We start from the raw sequence: 22,902 nt of genomic DNA on the forward strand, positions 1-22,902 counted from the left end.
CATCTCACTTGAGATGGTTTTGTTTTGTGTTGAATTCAAGAATTAAATTTTTACTCCTTCAAATATTCCCTGATTTTCTCTTTAGGAAATAAATCTAAAACCTTATTCAAATCGATGATTTTATGATCATTAATCACGCTATGCACTGCTCTTTCAGCATCGGGTGAATTAACGAGCCGCTCTAAAAGACCATAAATATTTACCATTTTCTTATGCTTATTTTCTTCATCGCCGCCAAACCAGGAGCCATTAAAGTGATGACTTACATAATTCTTTGGCAGATCCTGAGAAAAATACACAGAAGGATAAAGCGTTACATCGTATTTAAGCTTTTGAATCGTATCATTGTAGCGGTCTGCACCATATTCTTTTTCAAGCATTTCCGAGAATATATCGGTATTAATACGTTCTACAAACCCATCCTGCCGATTATAATATGAAACAAAATCCTGTGATAATTTATGCTTCGGCTCGGCCATCCAAAAAGCAGAATAAGGCACTCCTTTCACCTCAAAACCACAAACGGCTTTTTCATGTAAAAACTCATCCAAAGGAAGCTTCAGTTCCATATCTGTATCCATATAAATACCGCCATGTTCGTACATCACTTTGGATCGTACGTAATCAGAAACAAAGGCCCATTTTTTCTGAGCAAATGCTTCTTTCACATAGTTATTATCTTCTAATGGAGCGTTACTTTCATTCCATTCTATAATCTCAAAATCAGGATGAATTTTTTTCCAGGATGCGATGCAGTGCTCTGCCAATTCGTGTTTTGCATGGCCGCCAAACCAACAGTAATGTATTTTTTTCGGAATCATAATTTTTTCAGTTTATTAAAAGTTATATCTTCTGTTGTTTTTCTTACAAAAATTAAACCTTACTTAATCACTTAAAATATTTTCTTATTAAATTTCGCACTAAACAGCTCAAGAATGATATCAAATCTATTTTCTAACAAACTGTATATACGGACAAAACTTTACAAATTTAAATGGTACAATTATTTCTTATAAAAAAGTGATGACTAATTAGTATACTTTCTTTTTTTTAATACATCTATGAAACAGCAAAATGACAATCGATACCTTCCTAAAAGTTATGTAGAAATCACAACTCCGGATTGGGTAAAAAATGCCACTATTTACGAACTTAATATCCGGCAGTTTTCAACAGAGGGCACTTTCCGAGCGGTGGAAAAACAGCTTACCAGACTCAAGAAAATGGGCATTGATATCATTTGGCTGATGCCCGTGCATCCTATAGGCGAGCTGCATCGTAAAGGAAGCTTGGGAAGTTATTATTCTGTGAAAGATTATTTTGGGGTCAATTCCGAATTTGGCACAGAAAAAGATTTCAGAAATCTTGTTGATGCTATTCATCAAAAAGGAATGCATGTAATTATAGATTGGGTTGCGAACCACACAAGCTGGGACAATGAAATAGTAATAAAAAATCCGGAATGGTACAGAAAATCAAGGAAAGACACCTTTCAATCAACACGCTGGAGAGATTACGATGATATTATAGAATTGGATTACAGGCATCCGGAATTACGGAAATACATGACCGAAGCGTTAAAATTTTGGATTAAAGAATATGATATTGACGGCTACCGCTGTGATATAGCAAGCTTTGTCCCGATTGATTTCTGGGAAAATGCCAGAGTTGAACTCGAAACTATAAAACCGGTTTTCATGCTGGCTGAGGCCGAAGACAAAGATCTTCACCGGAAAGCATTTGATGCTACTTATAACTGGACTCTTTGGAATATTCTGCATCAGATTGCCACAAACAATACCAGTGTAAAAACTCTGAGTGAAGCTTATTTAGCAGAACACGTTTCTATTTTTCCGAAGGAAGGAATGCGTCTAAACTTTATCGATAATCATGATAAAAACTCTTGGGAAGGCAACCAATACAGCAATTTTGGCGATGCCTGGAAAGCCGTAACAGTTTTTACGGTAATGATGGATGGAATTCCGCTCGTTTATAATGGCCAGGAGGTTGGGCTCGACCGTTCATTGGAATTTTTTGAAAAAGACCCGATTGACTGGAAACCACACGAAAATATAGACTTCTATACCACTCTTTTTAAGCTGAAACATAAGAACCAAGCGCTTTGGAACGGCAAACACGGCGGAGAAATCGTGAGGATTATGAATGACCGGATGGATCAGGTTGTTTCTTTTGTGCGGGAAAAAAATGGTGACAAAGTGCTTACCTTTATCAATTTAAGCAAAGAATCGCTCATTGTACAATTCGATACTTTCTTTGATACGGGAATGTATACCGATCTTTTTGCCGCAAAACAGCAGATAGTATCTGAAACGATGATATTGACTATGAATCCTTGGGAGTATTTGGTATTGCACAATTCTGTTCTAGAAAAAATATTTTATTATTAACCATCATGTATCTCGAAAAAACTGTTACTTTTCGTGAAATAAATTTTCATTCTATTATTATAAGGTGATCCAAGTCATAACATACAAAAATTGATAATCATATCTTTAATTAATTATTAATCAATGTTCAGCTTAATATTAAAAACCACCAAATCAATATGTTATGGAAATCACGGAATTAAAAATACAGAATCTCGTCAGATACAAAAATCAAATGTATTCTCTTACGGAAGTATTTCAGGATCAAAATGGAGAATATTACGTCAAAATAAAGAACTCCAAGAATTGCTTATGCATTCCTGCAAAATCAATTAAGCCCATAAAAATAGATGAATCCTGGCTTTTGAAATTTGGTTTTGTTAAGACTTACGATTCAAAACACATGATAAGATTTGAAAGACGGCAAGAATTTTTAAAATATGATATCGACCTTCATGATACACATTCTATGACCGGTTTGAAAGTTTATGGAAATAATGTAAACTGCAAGTATGTACATCAGTTTCAAAACCTTTTTTGTTTTTTATTTGGGAAAGAGCTGGTGTGATTTAACTATTGAAAACAACCTTATAAAGTTCAGATAATGCTTGTTGATATTGATTTATTGCTATCATATAACGGATTTACAGAAACTTACGCCCCATCCAATGTTATTTTCAAAGAAGGTGATATTCCAAGGTTTTATTATCAGATAATTTCCGGTTCTGTGAAGCTAAACCATATAGGTGAAGAGAAAAAAGAGCTTATTCAAAGTATTTTACGTGAAGGGCAAAGTGTTTGTGAGCTATTATCCTTCATCGACGACCCCTTCCCTGTAAATGCAATCGCCATGTCGGAATGTACCATCCTAAAAGTTCCTAAACCTGAGTTTTTACAGCTTCTTGATGAGCACCATGATGCAGCGGTAAATGTTCGCAAGTTCATTGCAAAACGTCTGTATCATAAATTCATTATGATGCAGAATAATGCATCTAAATATTCTCACGTAAGGGTAAAAGGTATTTTGGCTTATTTCAAGAGTTTCAGCGATGATCAGAGTCCATATTCTTATGAAGTTCCTCTTACAAGAAAACAGCTCGCATCAATAACCGACTTGCGCGTTGAAACAGTTATAAGGACGGTAAAGAAAATGGAAAGCGAGAAACTTCTGGAAATTAGAAAAGGAAAGATTTATTTTTAAAGATAATTGAATTTCCTTAAAGCCTAATTCTGAGATATTAATAAAATATTTTCCCGTTCTTTATGATAAGAATTTCGCTTTTCTCCATTCTTTTTATTGCTCTGATAGCAGTCTCGACAGAAATCCCTGTAAGTGAAGCCAGCTGCTGTCTGGTGTGCGGAATTTCGAATGAAAATTTATCTTTATTTTCCTTTTGCTCTTTCATTTGATTCATCAGCTCTACTAAACGTTCTTCAGCATTTTTGCTTGAAATTTTTTGCATCAGCACCATTTTTTCAGAGGTCTTTTCGGATAAGGTTGTGTACATATCCATAAAAATAGTAGGATGATCTTGCAGTAATTGAAAGAATTGATCTCTGCCGACTTTAAGAACGGTACATTTTGTAAGTGCAACCGCATTCACAGGATATGGTTTTCCAAGAATAAGCATCGATTCGCCGAAACATGAATTGTCTGAAAGAATATTTTGTATAAATTCTTTGCCGTCTTCCTTATAACTATTAAGTTTTACCTCGCCCTTCACAATTTGGTAATAAAACTGAGGATTAGCCTCTTCACGAAATATATAATCGCCAGTGTTGTAATACTCTTCAATTGCTTCTACTGAATGCAAAAGTCTTTCTTGGATAGGCATAATGTATTTTTTAAGGTTAGAAAATTCATGCGTTTGATAGATAAATTCACAAATTGACTCAGTATTTCTATTGATATTTTTTTTAAACGGTTAGTTCAAAGGTAGACTATCAGCGATGTATTAAATATGACTTAGGTCATATTTTTTGTAATCTTTTGAAAAGACAAAACTTAAAGCACGGATTTCAGTTCGATTTGATTTCCAATGAATTAACAAAACGCATAAATAAATTCAACCTCAAACAGGCTTATTGACGAAGGAAAAATTGTAAATTTTAAATATGATAATGCCGGTTATTTCTATTCCAAAAATTCAAGTATTTGCAAATTTCTTAGTAAAACATTATTTTTTTTAGTTTAAATCATATTCTAAAAATTATTAAATTAATATATTTGTAATAAGTATTCACAGAAAGCTAGGTGAAATTTAATTGGGAGTTATGGTCATACAAGAAGACTTGCTCGTTACGTATGGAGCAGACATCATTCATTTACAAAAATCCGAATTCCTTTTTGAAGAAAATAATGCACCTGCGTACTATTTTCAAATCAAAACAGGTAAAATAAAACTTACGAATTTCCAGCTCGAAAACAGAGAGTTTATTCAAAGTATTCATAAAAATGGAGAATCCGTTGGCGAAATATTCCTATTTTCCAAATACAAATATCCCGTGAATGCTGTTTTGATGGAAGATTGCACCATATACAAATTGGAACATACCAAACTGCTACAATTGCTGGAATCTAATTTTGAAATCCAGATGAAATTTCTTCATTACATAGCTGAAAGAACTTATTATAGCTATATCTTTTTAAACAGTTTAACTTCAGAAGATGCAAGCCATCAATTACTTACTTTACTGAACCACCTGAAAGCCAGCCAAGATATATCAGAACGCTATTCTTATAAAATTCCGTATACAAGAAAAGAACTTGCTTTTTTAACAGGATTGAGGATTGAAACCGTCATAAGGACATTTAAGAAAATGGAAAGCGAAAATTTAATTAAAATAATAAAAGGAAGAGTCTATTACTGATACATCACAATCGCTTCTAATTTGTTCAACTCTTATAATAAAGCTTCTTTTCTTATAAAATATCATCACTTTTCATCCTTCCCAGAATCACCTCACGCAACCTTTTTTCATGTTCATCGCCCCAGTTTCCCAATGCAGAAATAACAGGAATCAAAGTCTTCCCGAAATCTGTAAGGTAATACTCTACTTTCGGCGGAACCTGTGCATAGATTTTCTTTGAAACCAATTCGTGTTCCTCCAGTTCTTTCAGCTGAATATTCAGAACACGTCTTGAGGCATCGGGAATTTTGCGCTGCAGCTCGCTAGGTCGCAGATGACCTTCATTAATAAACCACAGCAGACGGATTTTCCACTTTCCGTACAGCACTTCACCGATCAGGTCGAGTCCGCAATTTAAATTTAAAGGAATTTTTCTTTCATGCATAAGACAAAAGTAGCCCAATGTTCCAAAATCTACAATAGGGGAAAAAATTATCCCTATGCAATTCGGTTTTCCGTTATTGCCGGAAACGGTGATACTTCAGAAATTTGTATCAAAGAATTTAAGAAATGGAAAATCAATTGAATTTCAATGATGAATTAAAAGGTAAAATCGCCTTAGTTACGGGCGGCACAAAAGGAGCAGGAAAAGCCATCGCCAGAAGATTGCTTATTGCAGGAGCAACGGTGATCATCACGGCAAGAAATCCACCCGAAGAAGAAAACAACAATCTACACTTTATTTCAGCAGATCTGGCCACAGCTCAGGGAACTCAAAAAGTGGTAGAAGAAGTTTTACAAAAGTTTGGGAAGCTCGATATTCTTGTCAACAATCTCGGAGGTTCAGAAACCAAAGGCGGCGGTTTTACGGTCCTAAGCGATGAACACTGGCTGCAGTCATTACAGACAAATCTTCTTTCGCCCGTAAGATTAGACCGTGGCTTTTTACCGCAAATGATCGAAAGGAAAACCGGAGTCATTATTCACATCGCCTCCATTCAGGCAAGATTGCCTTTATATGACAGCACACTTCCCTATGCCGCTGCAAAAGCCGGTTTACTTAATTACAGTAAAAGTTTATCAAACGAAGTTTCTCCAAAAGGCGTTCGCATTTTAACCGTTTCACCTGGCTGGATCATGACCACCGCCTCAGAAAGAATGATGGAACGTATTGCCGAAAGCAGCAAATCCACAATCCAACAAGCGACCGAAAGTGTAATGAATGCCCTTGGCGGAATTCCTTTCGGAAGACCCGCAAAACCAGAAGAAGTTGCTGAACTGGTAGGTTTCCTCGTCTCCCCAAGAGCCAATTATCTCACCGGAACAGAATATGTGATCGACGGCGGAACGATACCAACCGTTTGATGATTGAAAATTACAACAATGGAAACTTCCGTCAGTTCGAGTGTTTTTCGCAGCAAAGCGAAGAAAATGTATCGAGGAACCCGTCAATTATAAAAAGCATTTTTAACTTAAAAAAATCTTAGCGCTCTTTGCATTAAATCCACAGAATAAAAACAACAATTCAAAAAACAAACAAAATGAACTTACCAAACATCATCACAGCATTAGTAAAAGCACAAACCAACTTCGACAGCCATACCTATGCCGACTGTTTCACAGACACCGCTGTCGTATTTGACGAAGGAAAAACCCACAACGGAAAAACAGAAATACAAAACTGGATTGCCGCTGCGAACAGCGAATACAAAACCGTTATGAAACCCTTAAACTACAACGAAAAAGAAAACATCCTCTCTGCAGAAATCTCAGGAACATTTCCTGGAAGTCCTGTCGTTTTGAAATACCATTTTGAGTTGAGTGATGGGTTGATACAGTCGTTGAAAATTACCGGATAAAAATTTGAATGGTTTATTATTAAAGCTGAAGTTTGTACTTCGGCTTTTTTCATTAGGTTTGAGTTAGAATTGTTTTGCTAGGAATAATTATATGCAAAGCACAAATAAGGAGGCTATTTATGGACAGATGAAATCATTCAGGAATTTCCACACAATGACCGTTGGACTTGGATTGAAACAAAATAATATCAAAAAATGGACTATAAAAGTATTGCTGAAAAAATAATTGAACTGAAAAATGCAGACCTGACATTGAGAGAAAAACTTGTGCAAAGTGGAAAACTTAACGAGGGTTATAATGAAGAAATGAAGGAGTTACACAATAAAAATGCTAAAATCCTAAACAACATAATAGACACAATTGGATATCCTACAATTGACAAAGTTGGTAAAGAAGCAAATGAAGCGACTTGGTTGGTAGTACAGCATTCTATCGAACAACCCCTTTTTATGAAAAAATGTGCGAAACTTTTGGAAATAGCAGTTAGTGAAAGTAAAGCAGACCCGAAAAGTTTAGCGTATTTAACAGATCGTATAGCAGTTTTTGAAGGTAAGCCGCAGCTTTACGGGACACAATTTGACTGGGACGAAAACGGAAATTTAAGCCCAAATCTATTTGATGAATTAATCAAAGTAAATGAAAGAAGAAAATCAATTGGACTTAACACACTTGACGAACAAACAGAAATAATGAGAAGACATGTAATAAATGAAAATCAATTGCCATCAAAAAACTTAGAAAAAAGAAAACAGGAAATTGAAGAATGGAAAAAGGATGTCGGGTGGACGAAATAAAAACAATCCGCTAGCAGGACCATCCCACTCGTGCCTCCAAAACAAAAAAAACAAACCTCCATCCTATTCAAAAAAACTCTACATTTGTTACTCTAACAATTTAAACACAAATGACTTATGGCTTCAACATTTGAAACCGGACACGCAAAAAACATTGCGCAGTTCCAAACACTGATCGAATTCGTTAAAGGCTACGGTGCAGCCTACAACCCTTCAAAACAAAGCATACAGCTCCCCGCATTAGTTGCACTGAAAGAATCTGCCGAAGCAGCTTTGGCAGACACATTATCGAAGAAAACCGATTACAACAACAAAGTAAGCGAAAGACAACTCGCCTTCAGCGACATTGGTACGCTTTCAACCAAACTGATCAATGCTTTAGAGGCTTCCGATGCATCATCAGGAAGCATCAGCGATGCAAAACTGTATCAGAAGAAGATCTGGGGAAAACGCGCTACTCCATTACAAACAACCATTGATCCTAATGCGGAAGTTCCCAAAACCATATCTGTAAGTCAGACTTCTTTCGATCAACTGATTCAGCATTTATCAGGAATCAAAACCGTACTTGAAGCGGAGCCCGGCTATGCACCCAACGAAACAGAATTACAAGTAGGCACCCTCGCCACAAAGATCGCAGATTTACAGGCTAAAAGTGCAGCCGTTACCACAGCATACACCGAAATCAGCAACTCTAGAATTGCAAGAAATCAGACACTTTACACTAGCGAAAACAGCATTTACGAAACGGCAGCGAACGTCAAAAAATACATCAAATCAGTCTTCGGCGCCGACAGTCCGCAGTTTGCACAGGTAAAAGGATTAAAGATTAAGAATATAAAATCCTGACTTTCTCAAAAGTGATTAAAATTTAAAAGTAAGTTTTCACAAACTGAAAGTAAGGAAGCTCCTCCCAAAAGTAATCTTACTACCGCAAACGGTAACCTTATTTCCGCAAACTATAATCTCATTACTGTTATAAGTAATCTTGCTACCGCAAAGTATTATTTCATTCCTGCAAATAGTTTTCTTGCTAATGCAAGTTGTCATCTCGTGGCCGCAAAATGTTTTTTTACTACTGCATTTAGTATTCTTTCTGCCGCATTTAGTATTCTTGCTGCTGCAATATATTATCTTGTTACCGCTTCCTGAAATCTTCCCGCTTTGCGATAAAATAAAAAATCCTTTCAAAAAATTGAAAGGATTTCCTTTGAGAAATATGAAATTAACTAAGTGTGCTCTTGTTTTCTACTGAACTATTATTTTAAAATTGCTGTTCAGATCATCTCCTGAAACGTTCAGTATATAGTTTCCGGATACTTTTTTACCGGCAACATTCAGATTAAATGTTCCGTTTCCGTTAGCATTTATTTTTTCTTTAATGATCACTTTTCCTGTCATATCCATCAGCGTTGCTGTCAGACTGGATTTTTTATATTCAGGAAGCTTAATGAATATCTCATCTTTCACAGGATTCGGGTATACGCTTCCCACATTTTTGCTGATGCTGAATTCCGCATTGCTCAATACAGCCTGATTATATAAAGCAGCTATTTCTGTTGGAGATAATGCATAATTAAACATCTTAAGTTCATCAAATGCACCTTTGTAAGGAGCCGGAGCGGTAGTCGCCTGGAACTCCAACTCACCGATGTTTCCGATGATCAGATCACTTGCTTCACCAATACCGGTAACCGCAGTTTCGTCTCCTTCAGTACTTAAAACACCATTTGTATAAATTCTCATCTTATGTGCAATAACATCTCTCTGGATCACAACATGCACCCAGTTGTTCGTAAAATAATTGGCAATGGGTGATGTGATTTCCCTTTTCGTTACGTTATCATCTATCGCATACCTCAGCTGCCCTCCCTTGATCTCTACGTTAAAACGTTTACCGGTCGCGCCTGTTGTAGTGTTGGCCGTAAACGAACCTTTACACAATACATAAAGACTTGTTGATGAAGAAGACGGGATCATGCTTGTAGGAGCTTTCATCCAATACGAAACAGAAAAAGAATGATTATCAAACATAATATGATCCTGATGCGGAATACTCGCTATATACATATTGTCCGGAGAAGTTGACAGATCAAGGGCATTGTTTTCCTTTCCTGGTACTCTCACGCTGGCATTATCATAAGCTACATCTAGTATTCCATGATTGGCAAAAGACGTTGCATCAGCAATTTGAGCACCTGCAGAAGGAGCTTCAGCGAATGGCCAGTTTCCTACAAGGCTTGGGATCAACGCACGGAAGCTCCACACATTTCCAGTCGCAACACCCAAAGCATTACTTGCATCAATTCTCCAGTAATAATTGGTTGCCGGATTTAAATTGGCAAGCTGGTAAGACGGTGTGGCAGAATAAGGTACACTTCCAACATTGCTCAAATTTTGAGGATCTGTTCCAAAATAAACTGAATACGTTGTCGTGTTGGTACTGCCCGTCCATTTCAAAAGCAGATTACCATTGTTAAATTCTGCATTATTATTGCCGTTAGCAGGAATAGGATTCGTGGCTTGTGTTGGAGCTGACGGAATCGGCGGTGTCGTTACTGATGCATTGGTTGTATAAACCGAAGAATCTGTAGCGTTGGTTGCTTTTACTCTGTAATAATATTGAGTATTTGGTGTTAAACCTGTTTCATTATATGTAGTTGTATTCGCAGGTAATGTTGCAATCACTGTAAAAGCAGTTCCATTGGTAGAACGCTCCAAAACATAATTGGTTTCATTAGCTGCATTATCATTCCAATTAACTGTTAAAGAACTTGAAACCGGAGTTCCTGTTGTTGTGACTGCATTAGTAAAATTCAAATTTGATGGCGGAATAATAAAATCCGGAGGCGTTGTATTGGGTAAACTATTAATGTAAACCTCAATATTCAGATACGGAGCTTGTGTTGTGCTTACGGTCAAAGCATCGAAAACATTAGGATTCAGTCCGTTGGCAGTTTCCCAGACATCAGGCATACCGTCATTATCTGTATCCAAAGGAGCAGGCGCACCATAAATATGTCCTGCACCGCCATTTGTAAATCCAAACTGAATTACCAGATCATTTTGTACATAAACATAAGTAGCCGTCGTTCCTTTAGACATAAGATCTGAAATCATTAAGCTATCCACCTGATCCCGTTTCGGAAATGATGCGCCTACACCAGCAACTATATTATTGAACGCATCCTGAGCGGTTAATGTTGGGGTTTTCATTGGATAATCATATGGAGTCGCCATGATTGCCGCGGCATTTCCTACAGGATATCCTGTTAAATTCTGAGGAACTAAAGCTCCGTCTAATACTCCGTTTTTATTGTTGTCAAAATAATTTCCGGCACCGTATAAATTGAAGTTCGCATTTCCTACGCTAAAAGGAGTTGAAACCGTATTGCTTGTATTCGGGCCTCCGATAAAATAATTATTGATGATATTGGCAAAAGAACTTCCTGCAGAATCTCCGCCCATAATATAAGCTTCCCCGGATTGTGTGTGTCCATACGTGTTGCCATAATTTCCCCAATTGTAAACAACGTTGTTTACAAATTCATTGATTCCTTTTATTTTATTATTACGGGTTTTGTTACAGATGTATAAGTTTCCTATCAGGCTTATCTTTCCTCCCGGCGGTGGTTGCATTAATCCTCCGGCAGAATGATTATGGCGGTGTAGCCCTTGCCCAATAATAGAATTCTGAATCGTTATATTATCAGGACTTGTACCGTTATTGTCCCAGTTAATCGAAAATACTTCGTCTGTACCCCAGGTAAAAGTCATATGATCTAAAATCATATTCGCTCCGTTGGCGATTCCTGAAGCATCCTGATTTTGAGAAGTTCCACCGTAACGGATACGCATATATCTTGCAATGGTATTATTGGCTCCTGTAAATGAAACTCGAGGTCCCAAAAACAATATACCTTCTCCGGGAGCAGTTTGTCCTGCAATCGTGGTATTGGCAGCCACAGCAACTACTGATTGCAAATTAACGATGCCTCCAACTTTAAATATTACAAATCTTCCCGGCTGACTCACCGCATCACGGAATGAGCCTGGCCCGCCGTCATTTAAATTGGTAACCAAATAAATTTGAGGATTTGCCGCACCTCTTGCCCCTGTCGTAAATCTGCCAAAGCCGGTCGCTTCAGGAAATGCCAGCGTCTGAGCATTAAAATCGATTGTGGATAATGTTAATCCACAAAGCAGTAAAGATTTAAGAGCATGCTTAAATGGTAAAGATTTACTTTTCATAAATATTAATTTTGTGTTAACTAATCTAACCACAATACCAAACAGCGGCATCCTGCTCCATCCTGTTTGCATCTACATACCAAACGATGATGCTTCTGTTAAACAGTTTTCAGTCAGTATTGCAATGATCCGAATAATATGATTCCGTAAACTGAAAAATTAGATACCACAAATCATTTATTATTCTTCAATAATTGCTAATTTTAGTTTTTAACCAAATACAATATTGATATGCAGTTTATTGATTTTAAAAAAGAACATTTCACACAAGACGAAGAAACAAACGATTACTTTATCGAAATTTCTAAAGATGAAGTAGGATTTGGGAATATTAAAGTGCAGGCAAAACAGGATGATGCAAATTATGCTGAGGTGGATTGTGAACTTGTTGATGATCTTGAAAAGGTAACGATCAGAATGGAAAAGCCTGCCGATATCAGGGTAAATTTCTAAATAATTGCTCCAAAGTCTTCTTACTTTGGAGTTTTGTTTACAGAATACTTTAATTAGTTAACTTTTGAGTTTGATGTTTCAGAAGTTTACTCATAAATTTTACCATTTGAAATATTATTTTAATAAACTTATTCTTTGAAACTACCAAAGTCATACTATTTAAATACTGATGTTTCTCTGTTGGCGAAAGATTTATTGGGAAAAATACTTTTTACCGTAAAAGAAGGCTGCTTAACTGCAGGTATCATCGTTGAAACTGAAGCTTACTTCGGTATTGAAGATAAAGCATCACACGCCTACGGAAGTCGTCGCACAGCCCGCACTGAAATCATGTATAAAGAAGGCGGTGTGGCTTATGTGTATCTTTGTTATGGAATTCATTATCTGCTGAATGTTGTTACCTCGGTAAAGGATGACCCAAAATGTGTTCTCATCAGAAGCATCGAACCTTTTGAAGGTCTGGAAATGATGGAACTTAGAAGAAATATGCCGGTAACTAATAAAGCTATTTCTTCAGGTCCCGGCTCCGTATGCAAATCCCTGGCAATTGATTCTACGTTCAATAAAACTTCGCTTACAGAAGAACATATTTGGATTGAAGATCGAGGTATTTCATATCAACCTTCCCAAATCGTTGCTGCTCCGCGTATCGGGATTGCTTATGCACAGGAACATGCTGATTTACCACTGCGATTTTTCGTTAAAGTTTCTAAATATAGCAGGAAGTAATGAATATATGCAAAAACTTCAGGCGATTTTGTACAGGTTTTAGTGTTTGTTTATCACTAATTTATTGATGAGAATTTAATTTCTTTTTCAATTCACGAAGCTTTGGCGTTACAGCCTTTCGCAAATCATTATGAAATTGTTTGTAATCTTTTATACTTTGCTCCAGTTTCCTTTTGTTGCTTAAATAATTTTCATACAAATCCCGCAATTCAGAAGCCCGTGAAATTATTTCAAAAGATTGAGCATCAAATTCTTCCGTTTTTTCTATTAAATAACGGTAAGATTCCATACGTTCTGTAAGGCTGTTATGAATTTTAGGCTCTATTCCCTGCATTTTATTAAAGCTTTGAAGATCATCTTGCAATTCCGGCAGCAGGATTATCGCTCTGAAATAAAACTTTCACATTGGTATCGGAATCCGATTTGCCATTAGATGATTTAAAATAAATTTTCTGTAAAACCGACGAAAGCAATGTTTCTTCAGAGTCGCCAAGAGGTAAAAGGGGTAACGAATTATATTCATCCACCAAAGTCTGCGGAACAATTCCGTTGCTGTAGCCGCCTTCCCCGTTAGCATTGAAAACTTTATAAATGACAGGATGAATCTGCCACGAAATCTTTTTAGGCTTCCGTTTATCTTCAATCGCAAAGCCCGCCATATCTTTTCCCAATGTTTTTTCTCCAACCTGAATCACCTCCATGTAAGGTTTTAAATTATTAATAACAATTTCCGAAGCCGAAGCCGTACTGCTGGAAGTAAGAATATATACTTTATTTAAACCTAACGAATTGGCATGAAGCGTATTAAAATCAAGTGCGTTGGGATCGTAAGCAATCTGTTGCGAAAACGTACGCTTTACTTCTCCCCCGTTCTTATTTCCTTTATATGTAATAAATTGTGAGTCTGCTGATATTCCGGAAGGAATTAACGAACATAATGCAGCAGCCGATGAAACCGAACCACCGTAATTGTAACGAAGATCCAGGATCAATTCCTGAACACCTGCAGCCTTAAATTCACTGAATTTCTGATTTAAAGTTTGTGTCATTCCATCAGGAAAATCATAAATATAAAGATATCCTGTTTTCTTGCCGGATTGCTCAATAATTTTAGAATTAATAGGCTGTTCAAGAGAATATCCGTAATATACAGTAATGTTTTTTTCATTAACAATCGTATTATTCTGCCAATTTCCAACCGTAAGATTAATAACAGTCTGATAAGGAAGTGATGATGTTAATTGCTCTGCATTGGAAGCGGTAATCACTGTTCCATTGATTTTTTTAATCATCATTCCTCTCTTTAATCCTGCATTCATAGCCGGGGAATTGGTAAGAACAAGCTTTATAACGGTAACAACTTCACCATTCCCGAGCTGCAAAACCGCATAATCAAAACCATACATCCCCCGAATAGAACGTGGATAAGTGGAAGAATCTTTGGTGTCAACAATATAAGAAAAGCGATCTTGAGGAGATAATAAGCTTTTAAAAAAATCTTTTACTGGAAGATGATAATCCGGTTTTGTAGGAATCTGATCTGCCCAATAATAATATCGTCGCATGCTATCCTGAACCCACACATTGACAGATTCCGTGCTGCCTTCAGGGAAATCTGGCAAACCTTCATCTGCTTCTCTGCACGAAAGAAAAGCAATGCCCATCAAAATAATCAGCAATAAGTGATATGTAAAAAAATGCTTTATTTTTTTCATTGTTTATAGATAATCGGCAACGTCTATATCTCCTTTTACCACCCATACTCCATTCTCCATTTTCTCCTGAATAATAATCATATTGGCTCCAATATCCTGCTTTATTTTAACCTGAATTGGATTGGAACCCGTATAAGGTTCTGTAGTTCCCGGCTTGTACAATTCTAAATAAACAGGAGCGGTAGCACTGAAAAAATTATAGATTTTTACCGACGTAAAATTGTCTTTTCCAATATTGTCAAATTCTGCCAACACGACACCGTTTTCTCTTTTCAGAATACCTTTAACTTGAGTAAGTGACGATCCGGAGAACTCGCCAAGATTCGGAAAAATAAATTCAAATCCTACTTTTCCCAGATTTACCTGAGGTTTTACAGCATAAGTTTTCAGAAAAATCCCCGGAAGATTAAAGAAATACAGGTTTTTGTAATCTTCTAAATTATTGTAATTGACTGTATATTTTGCAATCTGTGCCCCTGTTTGATTATTGTAAATCCCAAGTTCATCGGTTTCACCTTCATCAAGCACAAATTTGATCTGAGTTTCGATTTTATCTTTATAAGAAGTATTTCCGTTGATAGCAATGGGAGAGCCATTCAGCCTCAATTGCAACACATCCGGATTGGAATAGCCTTTCACATTGATATCAGCAGCTTTTTGCGCTTTGTCGTACGGCTGCATCATATCATTATCGGTACACGAAAAAAGTATGGTAAACAGTACCAGTGCTATGATATTTTTCATCTATATTATTTAAATTATAAAGTTTAACTTAAAAATTGCCCCACCCGAAAGCAGGGCAACAATTATAAAAAAAAACTAAATTGGATATGTTTCTGAATAATAATTTTAAGTTTAAAAAAGCCAACATTATTTAAAAGTTTTCATGGTTATTATTTTGAATTGATGCTGGCTTTATAATGATTTTATTTCTTGATAAATTTTAATCTTTCTGTTGTTTTTCCATCAGAAACCTCAGCAATATAAGTTCCTGTTGATAATGCAGTTACATTCATGTTTTTTGAAAATTTGGTCATCAAAACTTTTTGACCCGTCAAATTATAAACAGCAACTGTTGTTGTGTTTTCTTTTAAATTTGGATTAAGCTGTAATTGTAAAGAGTTTGTTACAGGATTTTCCATTATTTTGGTTAGGTTTTTAACTGTTTTTATATCATTTGTTTTTAAAACTGATGAATAAATAGCAATCTCATCAATATTGATATTCTGAGAATTTATGGCACCACCGGATGTTATTCTATTTGACCACAATCCAATGTAGATTTTTTTCCCTGCAAAAACTGAAATATCAACCAAAGATTCGGCAAATTGAGTAAGATCAGTTGGCAGCGTAGCACTTGTGGCGCTGAATTTATATAATGCTCCTCCTGTATTTTGTGCATCAGTTGCCAATTGTTGGAAATCAGACAATTCAGGCACTTGTTTCTGTGGAGTGCTTACGAAAATATAAATATCTCTGCTTACGCTTGCGTGGGTAGACCTTTGTCTTCCAAGGTAACCCGCAAGTGTGATCGTGCCACCGACACCTGCAAGATTGATCTCTGGTGAAACAATCCAGTCACTTTCTGCGGCAAAGCCTGTCGCATTACCCGAAGGAACCAGATTGATAGAATGGCGTAAAACTCCTGACGTTCCGTAGGCTAAAGATGTGCCGTTGTGGTAGATATTTTGTCCCTGAACCCATCCGTTTCCGTTGTTGTTCAGATCATAAAAAGTCCATCCCTGCAAAGAGGCAGGTGTATCAAAAGTATTGCTCCAGACAGGATATTGCGCAAATGCTAATTGCGATAAAAATAGAATAGAAAATAAAATTAATTTTTTCATAATACCAATTATTAAAGTTTTTGTTTGTAATAAAAGCAGGGAATGGCAATGATACCATCCCTGCATTTTAAGTAAGATTATTGTACAACTGAGAAATCATATTTTGTCCAGATACCTTGGAAATTTCCACAGTTTCTTGGAGATAAATTCCATCCTCCATTGTTAAAGAATGGCTGAGACATTCCGAAAGCATTTGCTGATGCTGAAGAAACGATGTTTGCAGCAGGAATTCCCGCAGTACCTAAACCTGTAACAACAGTTGTGTTGAATCCGTGTACTTTGATCGAGCTGTAAACAGATGCAGAAGATAATTCAGAACCTGAACCTTCAACTCTGATCGCTGTAGGATATCCTGTAACCACAGCATCATTTAACGTTAATCTTCCATTTCTTCTGATATGGATACCGTTTTCATATAATGCTCCGTTTGTACTGCTTGAAGCACCTACGATTGTAAGATTATTGATTATTGGATGCGTAAGTAATGTAGTAGACGTTCCACCTGCATTATTGTCCAATTCGATACCATTTGAGTCCGGGCTTCCACCACTTACCGTGTGCGCAGAGTTGTAATCTGCCAAAGAAAGAGCACATGTAATTGTCCCTGTATATCCGTTATCAAAATCAAAATTATCATCTTCTGCAGCAAAAGATACCAAGTTGGTCGCATTTACAGTTCCGCCGAAGAACTCAAAAGAATCATCCTGTCCGTAAGAAACCTGAATATGGTCCAAAATAGTACCACTTCCAACACCTCCTAATGATAAAGCATTCACTTCATTACCTGAATTAGCTCCCACAAAATCGTAACCAGCAAATTCGATACGAACATATTTTAAAGTTCCTGCATTATGAGTAGAATTTGTACCTCCAAACTGATAATCTACACCCGTTAATCCTTCGATAGTTGTCGTTGTTGGCACATTCGTAGGTGCATTACCCAATATTACAATACCTCCAAAATCTCCAGGAGATGCTGTTGTATCTTCATTTCCGTCCAATAATTTATAACTTGTAAAAACGATTGGCTGAGCTTCTGTACCTGTAGCATTGATTTTACCTGCTTTTGTAATCACCAATATTCCTGAACCTTCTCCGATAGCGTTTGGTTTAGCTTTAATAAAAGTACCCGGCTGGATCGTCAAAGTAGCACCGTTTTTCACAGTAACAATACCGTCTAGCTCTATCACTCCGCTCCAAGTAGTGTTGGCCGTAATGTTTCCGCTAACAGTAGTTACAGGAAGTGAAGAAGCTGTAATGTATTCAGCAGAAGCAGACTGCATTTCGAATGGAGATGAAGAATCTGCTAATGAATCATGTTGACAAGCTGTAAGCGATAATGCTGCAACAGCAATTAGAGTTAATTTTTTCATTGTTAAAAATTTTATTAGGTCGGTTGTTTATGTTTCAGACCTGATGTTTTTATATTTAGAAATACCCACCTCTGTATTTCTGCGATTTGGTTATTTTTTCTTACTTGTGCGCTGCATGAGGTGCTGCATTGCAAAGTTTCCCGATTGTAATAAAACCTGTGTCCGGGAAAACAACTGGCATTCGGTTTTGCCTGAATCTTTACTGTTGCTGCGCATCATCAGTAATATAGTTTGATTCATTCTCAGGATGCCGAAACCTGTACATCACTATTTGGAGCTCTTTTCTTTTAATTATTAAAAAGTATAATTCACACTTAATCCTAACATTCTTCCGCTATAAGCACGGAACAAAATCTTATCAATGTTTTTATCATATTTATCGGTTGCACCTGGCAAAAGCGCCAGCATTTCTCTTTCTGTCTGAAGATTCTCACCATTTGATACTGAATAAGAATTATAATTATTGTAAAATTCTTTTACTCTGTTGAAAAGATTTCTGGCGTTAAACTTCACTTCTAAATTTCTTTCTCTAAGAAACTTATACGAAATCTGTGCGTCGGCAACTGCATAAGGTCTTTGTATTTCTTCACCGTTGTATCCGTATCCTACTGTGATATATTGATCACCTTTAGCATTGTATAAAAAGCTTAATCCCAAACGTTCGCCGTCATACATTAATCCCAAATTATAAGCATAAGGAGTTTGCCCGTATAGTGGTCTGTCCACCTCATAAGTAGCATCTGTATCTTCTTTATTATACTTGTCTTTAAAAGAGATTACTTTGGTATCGTTATAGGTGAAGTTTCCGCTTATGAAAAGCTTTTCCAGAAAAGAATCTGTGTTAATGAAGCCTAAATTTTTTCTGACCTCAACTTCCACGCCTTTAAGTTTTGCATTTTTAGAATTTCCGTTATAAAGATGTAAATTGCCTTCGTTGGAAATAAATCCTTCCCTTTCAATCGGTCTGTTGATGTTTTTATAATACAGCCCTGCGGAAAATATTTCTCCTAACCCGGGAAACCATTCAAATTTGAAGTCATAATTATTTACTACTGATGATACCATCTCCGTATTATGAATCAACCCGTTGGCAATGGGATCGAAATACGGCAATCCTGTTCTTTCGTTAAATTGAGGTCTGATTACGGTTTTACTGTAAGCAATCCTTACATTAATCTTATTCGTCGGGCTGTAGGTAAAATTGGCAGAAGGCATAAATTGCCAGGGTTTGTCTTCAACAGCGGTTTTGAAAACATTCTGCGGATCACCTGGATCCAGCTGCTGAGAAATCAGATTGTATCTAAAATATTCCGCTCTCAAGCCCCAAACCAATCTAAATTTGTTCCAACGGTTATCAAACATAATATATCCGGCATGCTGGTCTACTTCTCCTTCATACTTTTCGTTTTCATAAAGAGGTCTTGTCTGCCACCCGATTCCTCCCGGTACGTAGTGCGAACCGTCGAACCAGTCAGAAAGCGCGCCCTGCATCGTCAGGATTTTAGTTCCTGCTCCTATTTCATCTACTCTCAGCAAAAATTTCTGTTGTATGTTGGTATTGCTTTTTGATGCGCCGGCATATCCTACTTTTATGTCATTTTTAAAGTTTCCAAAAGCAATATTCCATTTGAAAGAAGCTCCATAATTGTAATCGGTTTGCTTATTTTCTATATAACCCCTTGCAAAATCACTTGAAGAATTATTAATTTGATGATAGTTTAAAACTTCACTTCCTATAAACTCATACAAAGTCTGGTGTAAAGTATAATCTTTGGTATCGGATGCCACGCCCGTTCTTGCCATGAACCAATCTACATCCACATTTCCTATTTTATGATTTCCTTCCAGCTTATTTTGTAAAAGAGTCTGAAAAATAGGATAATTGGCATTATCAGTATAAGGTCTATCTAATGTTTTTATCTGTTCCGGATCATTGTTGGGAATAATTCCGTTATAAAAATAATTGTAAGATAATTCTGCATTGCCCGGTAATCCGCTGCCTCCTGTATATTCGTTCCATCCGGTAACTTTTGTAAGCGTGTTGTCATAAATGTGTGTGTAAGAATTACGGAAAGAGATTCTGTTTTTTCCCAATTGCAAACCAAAATTCATCATTCCTGCCACCGTAGAATTATAAGTATAAGAAGCTCCCTGATTTTTAAAATTATAAAATTTAACAGGCTCTGCTCCGGTTTTCTGCCAGCCATTGACAAGCTCTGTTGTATCAAGCCAGTTTCCTCTTCCTGTATGGTCAATATCTAACTTTGTTTGTTCGTTTCTTATGGTTAAAGCTCCGGCAAATCCCCATTTGTTATTATTTTTAAGCTGAAAAGTTCTTCCCAAAGCCAATTGCATATTGGAACCTAAATCTGCTTTTGTTCCGTAAGTTGTAAAATTATCATTCACAAACTGCTTGGATTGTTCAAAAAACAACGGATTTTCCCAATTCATCGCCCCAAGACCTTTAGGGAAATCTCTCGTTCCGTCGTCATACCCGAAATAATCATATTTTCCTCGTTGGCGCGTCAGAAATTCTTTAAAAGTAGAAATATCATTATAAGAAGTTCCCATACTTACCGTGGTAAAATCCTGATTGGGAATATCTTTTGTCCGCACTTCTACATAACCGCCTGCGAAGCTGGCATTCATATCGGGTGTTGCGGTTTTGCTTACAATTACGCTTTCTACCATTGCTGTCGGAATGATATCAAATGAAAAATTCTGGTTATAAGCTTCCGTACTTGGCAGACTGATCCCATCCATTGCGGCAGTATTCCAGCGTTCCCCCATTGAGCGGACAACCACATATTTGTTGTCGATCGTTGTGATTCCAGTGATTCTTTTTAATGTTCCTCCAACATCATTATCAGGTGTTTTCGAAATCTGTTCGGCAGAAATTCCATCGCTCATTTGTGCAGCTTTTTTCTGTAAAGCCAATAATCCTGCTTGCGTATCTGATTTACGGGCTCCCGTAATAACGACCTCTTTAATATCCGTTATATTATCTGAAACCGCCTTCATGGCGAATGAAATATTATTCGTTTCGTTATTGCTTACCGATAATTTTTCGACTCTTAAAGTGTTGAATTTTGTGGCTTTAACAGATAGAGTATAAATTCCGGAAGGCAGATCAACTGAAAAATCGCCGTTATTATCTGTTGTCACTGTCTTTCCGGCAATGGTCACCTGAGCTCCGACAACCGGATTTCCGACTTCATCAACGATCTTTCCGGAAACTCGTCCGTTTCCTAATTCAGAAACCGTCGAGCCTTCGTATTTTATTGAAATAAGATCTCCGCGCAGACGGAAAACAACCGGAAGGCCTTCTGTAATGTACTCCAGACAGTTGCTGACGGAAATATTTTCGCACTTTATGTTTTTTACTTTTAATTCTTTAATATCTGATTTAGAATAAGCCAGCCTCGCCCCTGTTTTAACGGCAAACTCTTCCAAAACCTCAATCAGCGGTCGGCTTGCAGGAACAGAAAACGATACTTTCTGTACTAATTCCTGTGCCTCTGCAGCTGCTACAGTAAAAAACAACGCCGCGATTGTAAAACTACACTTCAAACTTTTCATCCTCTTTTTTAATTAAAATTTCTGGTTATTCTTTTTGATTTGATGGTTTTCTGATTTTTTATTTTTTTAAGATATAGGTACGATTCGCCTTTTCGACTTCCAGACCCAGTATAAATGCCAATGCATCTATATTTTCGTCGGAACTTCCGCCCGTAAAATCTGCTGTGATTTTCTTATCCGAAACCTCTTTAGGATATTTAATATTTATCTGATGGTTTTTCTGTAAAATTTCAACCACTTCTCCTAATGAAACATCATTAAAACTTAAGGTCAATAAAGTAGAAACCTTTTTCCCGGAATTTTTCTCAGCAGAAATTGAAAGAATAGCTGCCGTCCTTGGAATCCCGAAATTGGTCCATTTTTGATGAGGTTTAAGAAAATAAACAGGAACTCCATCCGACGAAACAGCCACTTTGCCTTCATAAAGATCAACCGCTTTATCATTTCCTGACTGCGAAATTTTAAAAATCGTTCCCAATACTTTTGTACTGAAACCGTCAGCATTTACAATAAAAGGATGCATTTTAGATTTGGCTACAGAGAATATGGCATCTCCTTTTAAAGCAACAATTCTGGTGTCTGCAGGAAAAGATTTTTCTACCGTAAGTTCCGCGCCCGGAAATAATGTCACTACCGAACCGTCTGCCAAATGCACCTTTCTGTTTACAGATTCTGCGACATACACATCCGGCTTAAAGAAAGCTTGATACGTAAAAATTCCTCCAAATGACAGTAATAATAAAATAATTGCCGCCACCTGAAGCGTATATTTTTTCAAACCAATTTTGTGGCTAATCTTTGTCGGGTGAACAAAATATGGTTCTAAAGTCAATAAAATTCTTTCTTTAGATTCTTTGGAATCTGTTTTATTTAAATCTTTTTCAACGTGGATTTTCCATTTTTCCAAAATTTCAGTTTCTTTTTGAGATATTTCTTCTCCTGAAACTTCCCGCTGCCAAAGCCTGAAAACAAATGCTTCAACTTTTTTATATTTTAGACTCTTCATAAAGTATTCAATTCAATCGATGTTTACTATTGATAAGACTGCGGAAATAAAAAACTTCCCC

General features: G+C 36.7%; 21 protein-coding genes. 10 read left to right on the forward strand and 11 right to left on the reverse strand.

The window, feature by feature from the left end; translation table 11 throughout:
* Positions 1-50: 50 nt before the first annotated feature.
* Positions 51-821 (reverse strand): glycosyltransferase family 32 protein, encoded by a 771-nt coding sequence (locus tag AC6CHK_RS08095; protein WP_498095145.1) that lies wholly within the window; start codon positions 819-821, stop codon positions 51-53.
* Positions 822-1,061: 240 nt separating this feature from the next.
* Here AC6CHK_RS08095 and AC6CHK_RS08100 point away from each other — a divergent pair, with 240 nt between their 5' ends.
* The 3 genes from AC6CHK_RS08100 to AC6CHK_RS08110 all read left to right on the forward strand — a co-directional run bounded on the left by AC6CHK_RS08100 (position 1,062) and on the right by AC6CHK_RS08110 (position 3,588).
* Positions 1,062-2,408, forward strand: a complete 1,347-nt coding sequence (locus tag AC6CHK_RS08100; protein ID WP_498095146.1) for an alpha-amylase family glycosyl hydrolase — start codon at positions 1,062-1,064, stop codon at positions 2,406-2,408.
* 163 nt (positions 2,409-2,571) lie between these two features.
* Complete coding sequence (locus AC6CHK_RS08105; RefSeq protein WP_498095147.1) at positions 2,572-2,955, forward strand: hypothetical protein; 384 nt, start codon at positions 2,572-2,574, stop codon at positions 2,953-2,955.
* Positions 2,956-2,991: 36 nt separating this feature from the next.
* Positions 2,992-3,588 (forward strand): Crp/Fnr family transcriptional regulator, encoded by a 597-nt coding sequence (locus tag AC6CHK_RS08110; protein ID WP_498095148.1) that lies wholly within the window; start codon positions 2,992-2,994, stop codon positions 3,586-3,588.
* 37 nt (positions 3,589-3,625) lie between these two features.
* Here the strand turns inward: AC6CHK_RS08110 and AC6CHK_RS08115 are convergent, their stop codons facing one another.
* Positions 3,626-4,222, reverse strand: a complete 597-nt coding sequence (locus AC6CHK_RS08115) for a Crp/Fnr family transcriptional regulator (protein ID WP_498095149.1) — start codon at positions 4,220-4,222, stop codon at positions 3,626-3,628.
* A gap of 439 nt (positions 4,223-4,661) precedes the next feature.
* Between AC6CHK_RS08115 and AC6CHK_RS08120 the strand changes: the two genes are divergently transcribed.
* A complete protein-coding gene (locus tag AC6CHK_RS08120) occupies positions 4,662-5,258 on the forward strand; it encodes a Crp/Fnr family transcriptional regulator (RefSeq protein ID WP_498095150.1) in 597 nt (198 codons plus the stop codon).
* A gap of 52 nt (positions 5,259-5,310) precedes the next feature.
* On the opposite strand, the gene AC6CHK_RS08125 is transcribed toward AC6CHK_RS08120, so the two are convergent.
* The gene (locus AC6CHK_RS08125) at positions 5,311-5,682 is read right to left on the reverse strand and encodes a winged helix-turn-helix transcriptional regulator (protein WP_498095151.1); all 372 of its coding nucleotides are present in this window, start codon (positions 5,680-5,682) and stop codon (positions 5,311-5,313) included.
* A gap of 125 nt (positions 5,683-5,807) precedes the next feature.
* Here AC6CHK_RS08125 and AC6CHK_RS08130 point away from each other — a divergent pair, with 125 nt between their 5' ends.
* The 4 genes from AC6CHK_RS08130 to AC6CHK_RS08145 all read left to right on the forward strand — a co-directional run bounded on the left by AC6CHK_RS08130 (position 5,808) and on the right by AC6CHK_RS08145 (position 8,740).
* Positions 5,808-6,602 carry an SDR family oxidoreductase gene (locus AC6CHK_RS08130; RefSeq protein ID WP_498095152.1) on the forward strand — a complete coding sequence of 265 codons (795 nt, stop codon included), beginning with the start codon at positions 5,808-5,810 and terminating at the stop codon, positions 6,600-6,602.
* Between the two features lie 176 nt (positions 6,603-6,778).
* Positions 6,779-7,096: a nuclear transport factor 2 family protein gene (locus tag AC6CHK_RS08135; protein WP_498095153.1), complete on the forward strand. Its 318-nt coding sequence runs from the start codon at positions 6,779-6,781 to the stop codon at positions 7,094-7,096.
* A 195-nt stretch (positions 7,097-7,291) separates the two neighbouring features.
* Complete coding sequence (locus tag AC6CHK_RS08140) at positions 7,292-7,891, forward strand: DUF6624 domain-containing protein (RefSeq protein ID WP_498095154.1); 600 nt, start codon at positions 7,292-7,294, stop codon at positions 7,889-7,891.
* A 117-nt stretch (positions 7,892-8,008) separates the two neighbouring features.
* Positions 8,009-8,740, forward strand: coding sequence for a hypothetical protein (locus AC6CHK_RS08145; RefSeq protein ID WP_498095155.1), 732 nt, complete (start codon positions 8,009-8,011; stop codon positions 8,738-8,740).
* 399 nt (positions 8,741-9,139) lie between these two features.
* Here the strand turns inward: AC6CHK_RS08145 and AC6CHK_RS08150 are convergent, their stop codons facing one another.
* Complete coding sequence (locus AC6CHK_RS08150) at positions 9,140-12,142, reverse strand: LamG-like jellyroll fold domain-containing protein (protein ID WP_498095156.1); 3,003 nt, start codon at positions 12,140-12,142, stop codon at positions 9,140-9,142.
* Between the two features lie 231 nt (positions 12,143-12,373).
* On the opposite strand from AC6CHK_RS08150, the gene AC6CHK_RS08155 reads away from it, so the two are divergent.
* Both AC6CHK_RS08155 and AC6CHK_RS08160 read left to right on the forward strand, forming a co-directional pair.
* Complete coding sequence (locus tag AC6CHK_RS08155; RefSeq protein ID WP_498095157.1) at positions 12,374-12,595, forward strand: hypothetical protein; 222 nt, start codon at positions 12,374-12,376, stop codon at positions 12,593-12,595.
* A gap of 135 nt (positions 12,596-12,730) precedes the next feature.
* Positions 12,731-13,324 (forward strand): DNA-3-methyladenine glycosylase, encoded by a 594-nt coding sequence (locus AC6CHK_RS08160; RefSeq protein WP_498095158.1) that lies wholly within the window; start codon positions 12,731-12,733, stop codon positions 13,322-13,324.
* Between the two features lie 61 nt (positions 13,325-13,385).
* Here the strand turns inward: AC6CHK_RS08160 and AC6CHK_RS08165 are convergent, their stop codons facing one another.
* The 7 genes from AC6CHK_RS08165 to AC6CHK_RS08195 form a co-directional block, all read right to left on the reverse strand.
* Positions 13,386-13,658 (reverse strand): hypothetical protein, encoded by a 273-nt coding sequence (locus AC6CHK_RS08165; RefSeq protein WP_498095159.1) that lies wholly within the window; start codon positions 13,656-13,658, stop codon positions 13,386-13,388.
* A 19-nt stretch (positions 13,659-13,677) separates the two neighbouring features.
* Positions 13,678-15,039, reverse strand: a complete 1,362-nt coding sequence (locus AC6CHK_RS08170) for a S41 family peptidase (RefSeq protein ID WP_498095160.1) — start codon at positions 15,037-15,039, stop codon at positions 13,678-13,680.
* 3 nt (positions 15,040-15,042) lie between these two features.
* Complete coding sequence (locus tag AC6CHK_RS08175; protein ID WP_498095161.1) at positions 15,043-15,783, reverse strand: hypothetical protein; 741 nt, start codon at positions 15,781-15,783, stop codon at positions 15,043-15,045.
* A 182-nt stretch (positions 15,784-15,965) separates the two neighbouring features.
* Positions 15,966-16,883, reverse strand: coding sequence for a T9SS type A sorting domain-containing protein (locus tag AC6CHK_RS08180; protein WP_498095162.1), 918 nt, complete (start codon positions 16,881-16,883; stop codon positions 15,966-15,968).
* A gap of 77 nt (positions 16,884-16,960) precedes the next feature.
* Positions 16,961-18,256: a beta-helix domain-containing protein gene (locus AC6CHK_RS08185; RefSeq protein ID WP_498095163.1), complete on the reverse strand. Its 1,296-nt coding sequence runs from the start codon at positions 18,254-18,256 to the stop codon at positions 16,961-16,963.
* A gap of 294 nt (positions 18,257-18,550) precedes the next feature.
* Positions 18,551-21,835 (reverse strand): TonB-dependent receptor, encoded by a 3,285-nt coding sequence (locus tag AC6CHK_RS08190; RefSeq protein ID WP_498095164.1) that lies wholly within the window; start codon positions 21,833-21,835, stop codon positions 18,551-18,553.
* A gap of 58 nt (positions 21,836-21,893) precedes the next feature.
* Positions 21,894-22,841, reverse strand: coding sequence for a FecR family protein (locus tag AC6CHK_RS08195; protein ID WP_498095165.1), 948 nt, complete (start codon positions 22,839-22,841; stop codon positions 21,894-21,896).
* Between the last annotated feature and the right edge of the window lie 61 nt (positions 22,842-22,902).

This window comes from Chryseobacterium sp. GQ58 (assembly GCF_059758895.1).

Excerpts from the sequence above, each read along its gene's own strand:
- AC6CHK_RS08115 (WP_498095149.1), bottom strand. The coding sequence starts at position 4,222 with ATGCCTATCCAAGAAAGACTTTTGCATTCAGTAGAAGCAATTGAAGAG.
- AC6CHK_RS08165 (WP_498095159.1), bottom strand. The coding sequence starts at position 13,658 with ATGCAGGGAATAGAGCCTAAAATTCATAACAGCCTTACAGAACGTATG.
- AC6CHK_RS08185 (WP_498095163.1), bottom strand. The coding sequence starts at position 18,256 with ATGAAAAAATTAACTCTAATTGCTGTTGCAGCATTATCGCTTACAGCT.
- AC6CHK_RS08105 (WP_498095147.1), top strand. The coding sequence starts at position 2,572 with ATGGAAATCACGGAATTAAAAATACAGAATCTCGTCAGATACAAAAAT.
- AC6CHK_RS08180 (WP_498095162.1), bottom strand. The coding sequence starts at position 16,883 with ATGAAAAAATTAATTTTATTTTCTATTCTATTTTTATCGCAATTAGCA.
- AC6CHK_RS08095 (WP_498095145.1), bottom strand. The coding sequence starts at position 821 with ATGATTCCGAAAAAAATACATTACTGTTGGTTTGGCGGCCATGCAAAA.
- AC6CHK_RS08120 (WP_498095150.1), top strand. The coding sequence starts at position 4,662 with ATGGTCATACAAGAAGACTTGCTCGTTACGTATGGAGCAGACATCATT.
- AC6CHK_RS08150 (WP_498095156.1), bottom strand. The coding sequence starts at position 12,142 with ATGAAAAGTAAATCTTTACCATTTAAGCATGCTCTTAAATCTTTACTG.
- AC6CHK_RS08140 (WP_498095154.1), top strand. The coding sequence starts at position 7,292 with ATGGACTATAAAAGTATTGCTGAAAAAATAATTGAACTGAAAAATGCA.
- AC6CHK_RS08175 (WP_498095161.1), bottom strand. The coding sequence starts at position 15,783 with ATGAAAAATATCATAGCACTGGTACTGTTTACCATACTTTTTTCGTGT.
- AC6CHK_RS08100 (WP_498095146.1), top strand. The coding sequence starts at position 1,062 with ATGAAACAGCAAAATGACAATCGATACCTTCCTAAAAGTTATGTAGAA.
- AC6CHK_RS08130 (WP_498095152.1), top strand. The coding sequence starts at position 5,808 with ATGGAAAATCAATTGAATTTCAATGATGAATTAAAAGGTAAAATCGCC.
- AC6CHK_RS08135 (WP_498095153.1), top strand. The coding sequence starts at position 6,779 with ATGAACTTACCAAACATCATCACAGCATTAGTAAAAGCACAAACCAAC.
- AC6CHK_RS08195 (WP_498095165.1), bottom strand. The coding sequence starts at position 22,841 with ATGAAGAGTCTAAAATATAAAAAAGTTGAAGCATTTGTTTTCAGGCTT.
- AC6CHK_RS08145 (WP_498095155.1), top strand. The coding sequence starts at position 8,009 with ATGGCTTCAACATTTGAAACCGGACACGCAAAAAACATTGCGCAGTTC.
- AC6CHK_RS08110 (WP_498095148.1), top strand. The coding sequence starts at position 2,992 with ATGCTTGTTGATATTGATTTATTGCTATCATATAACGGATTTACAGAA.
- AC6CHK_RS08155 (WP_498095157.1), top strand. The coding sequence starts at position 12,374 with ATGCAGTTTATTGATTTTAAAAAAGAACATTTCACACAAGACGAAGAA.
- AC6CHK_RS08125 (WP_498095151.1), bottom strand. The coding sequence starts at position 5,682 with ATGCATGAAAGAAAAATTCCTTTAAATTTAAATTGCGGACTCGACCTG.
- AC6CHK_RS08190 (WP_498095164.1), bottom strand. The coding sequence starts at position 21,835 with ATGAAAAGTTTGAAGTGTAGTTTTACAATCGCGGCGTTGTTTTTTACT.
- AC6CHK_RS08170 (WP_498095160.1), bottom strand. The coding sequence starts at position 15,039 with ATGAAAAAAATAAAGCATTTTTTTACATATCACTTATTGCTGATTATT.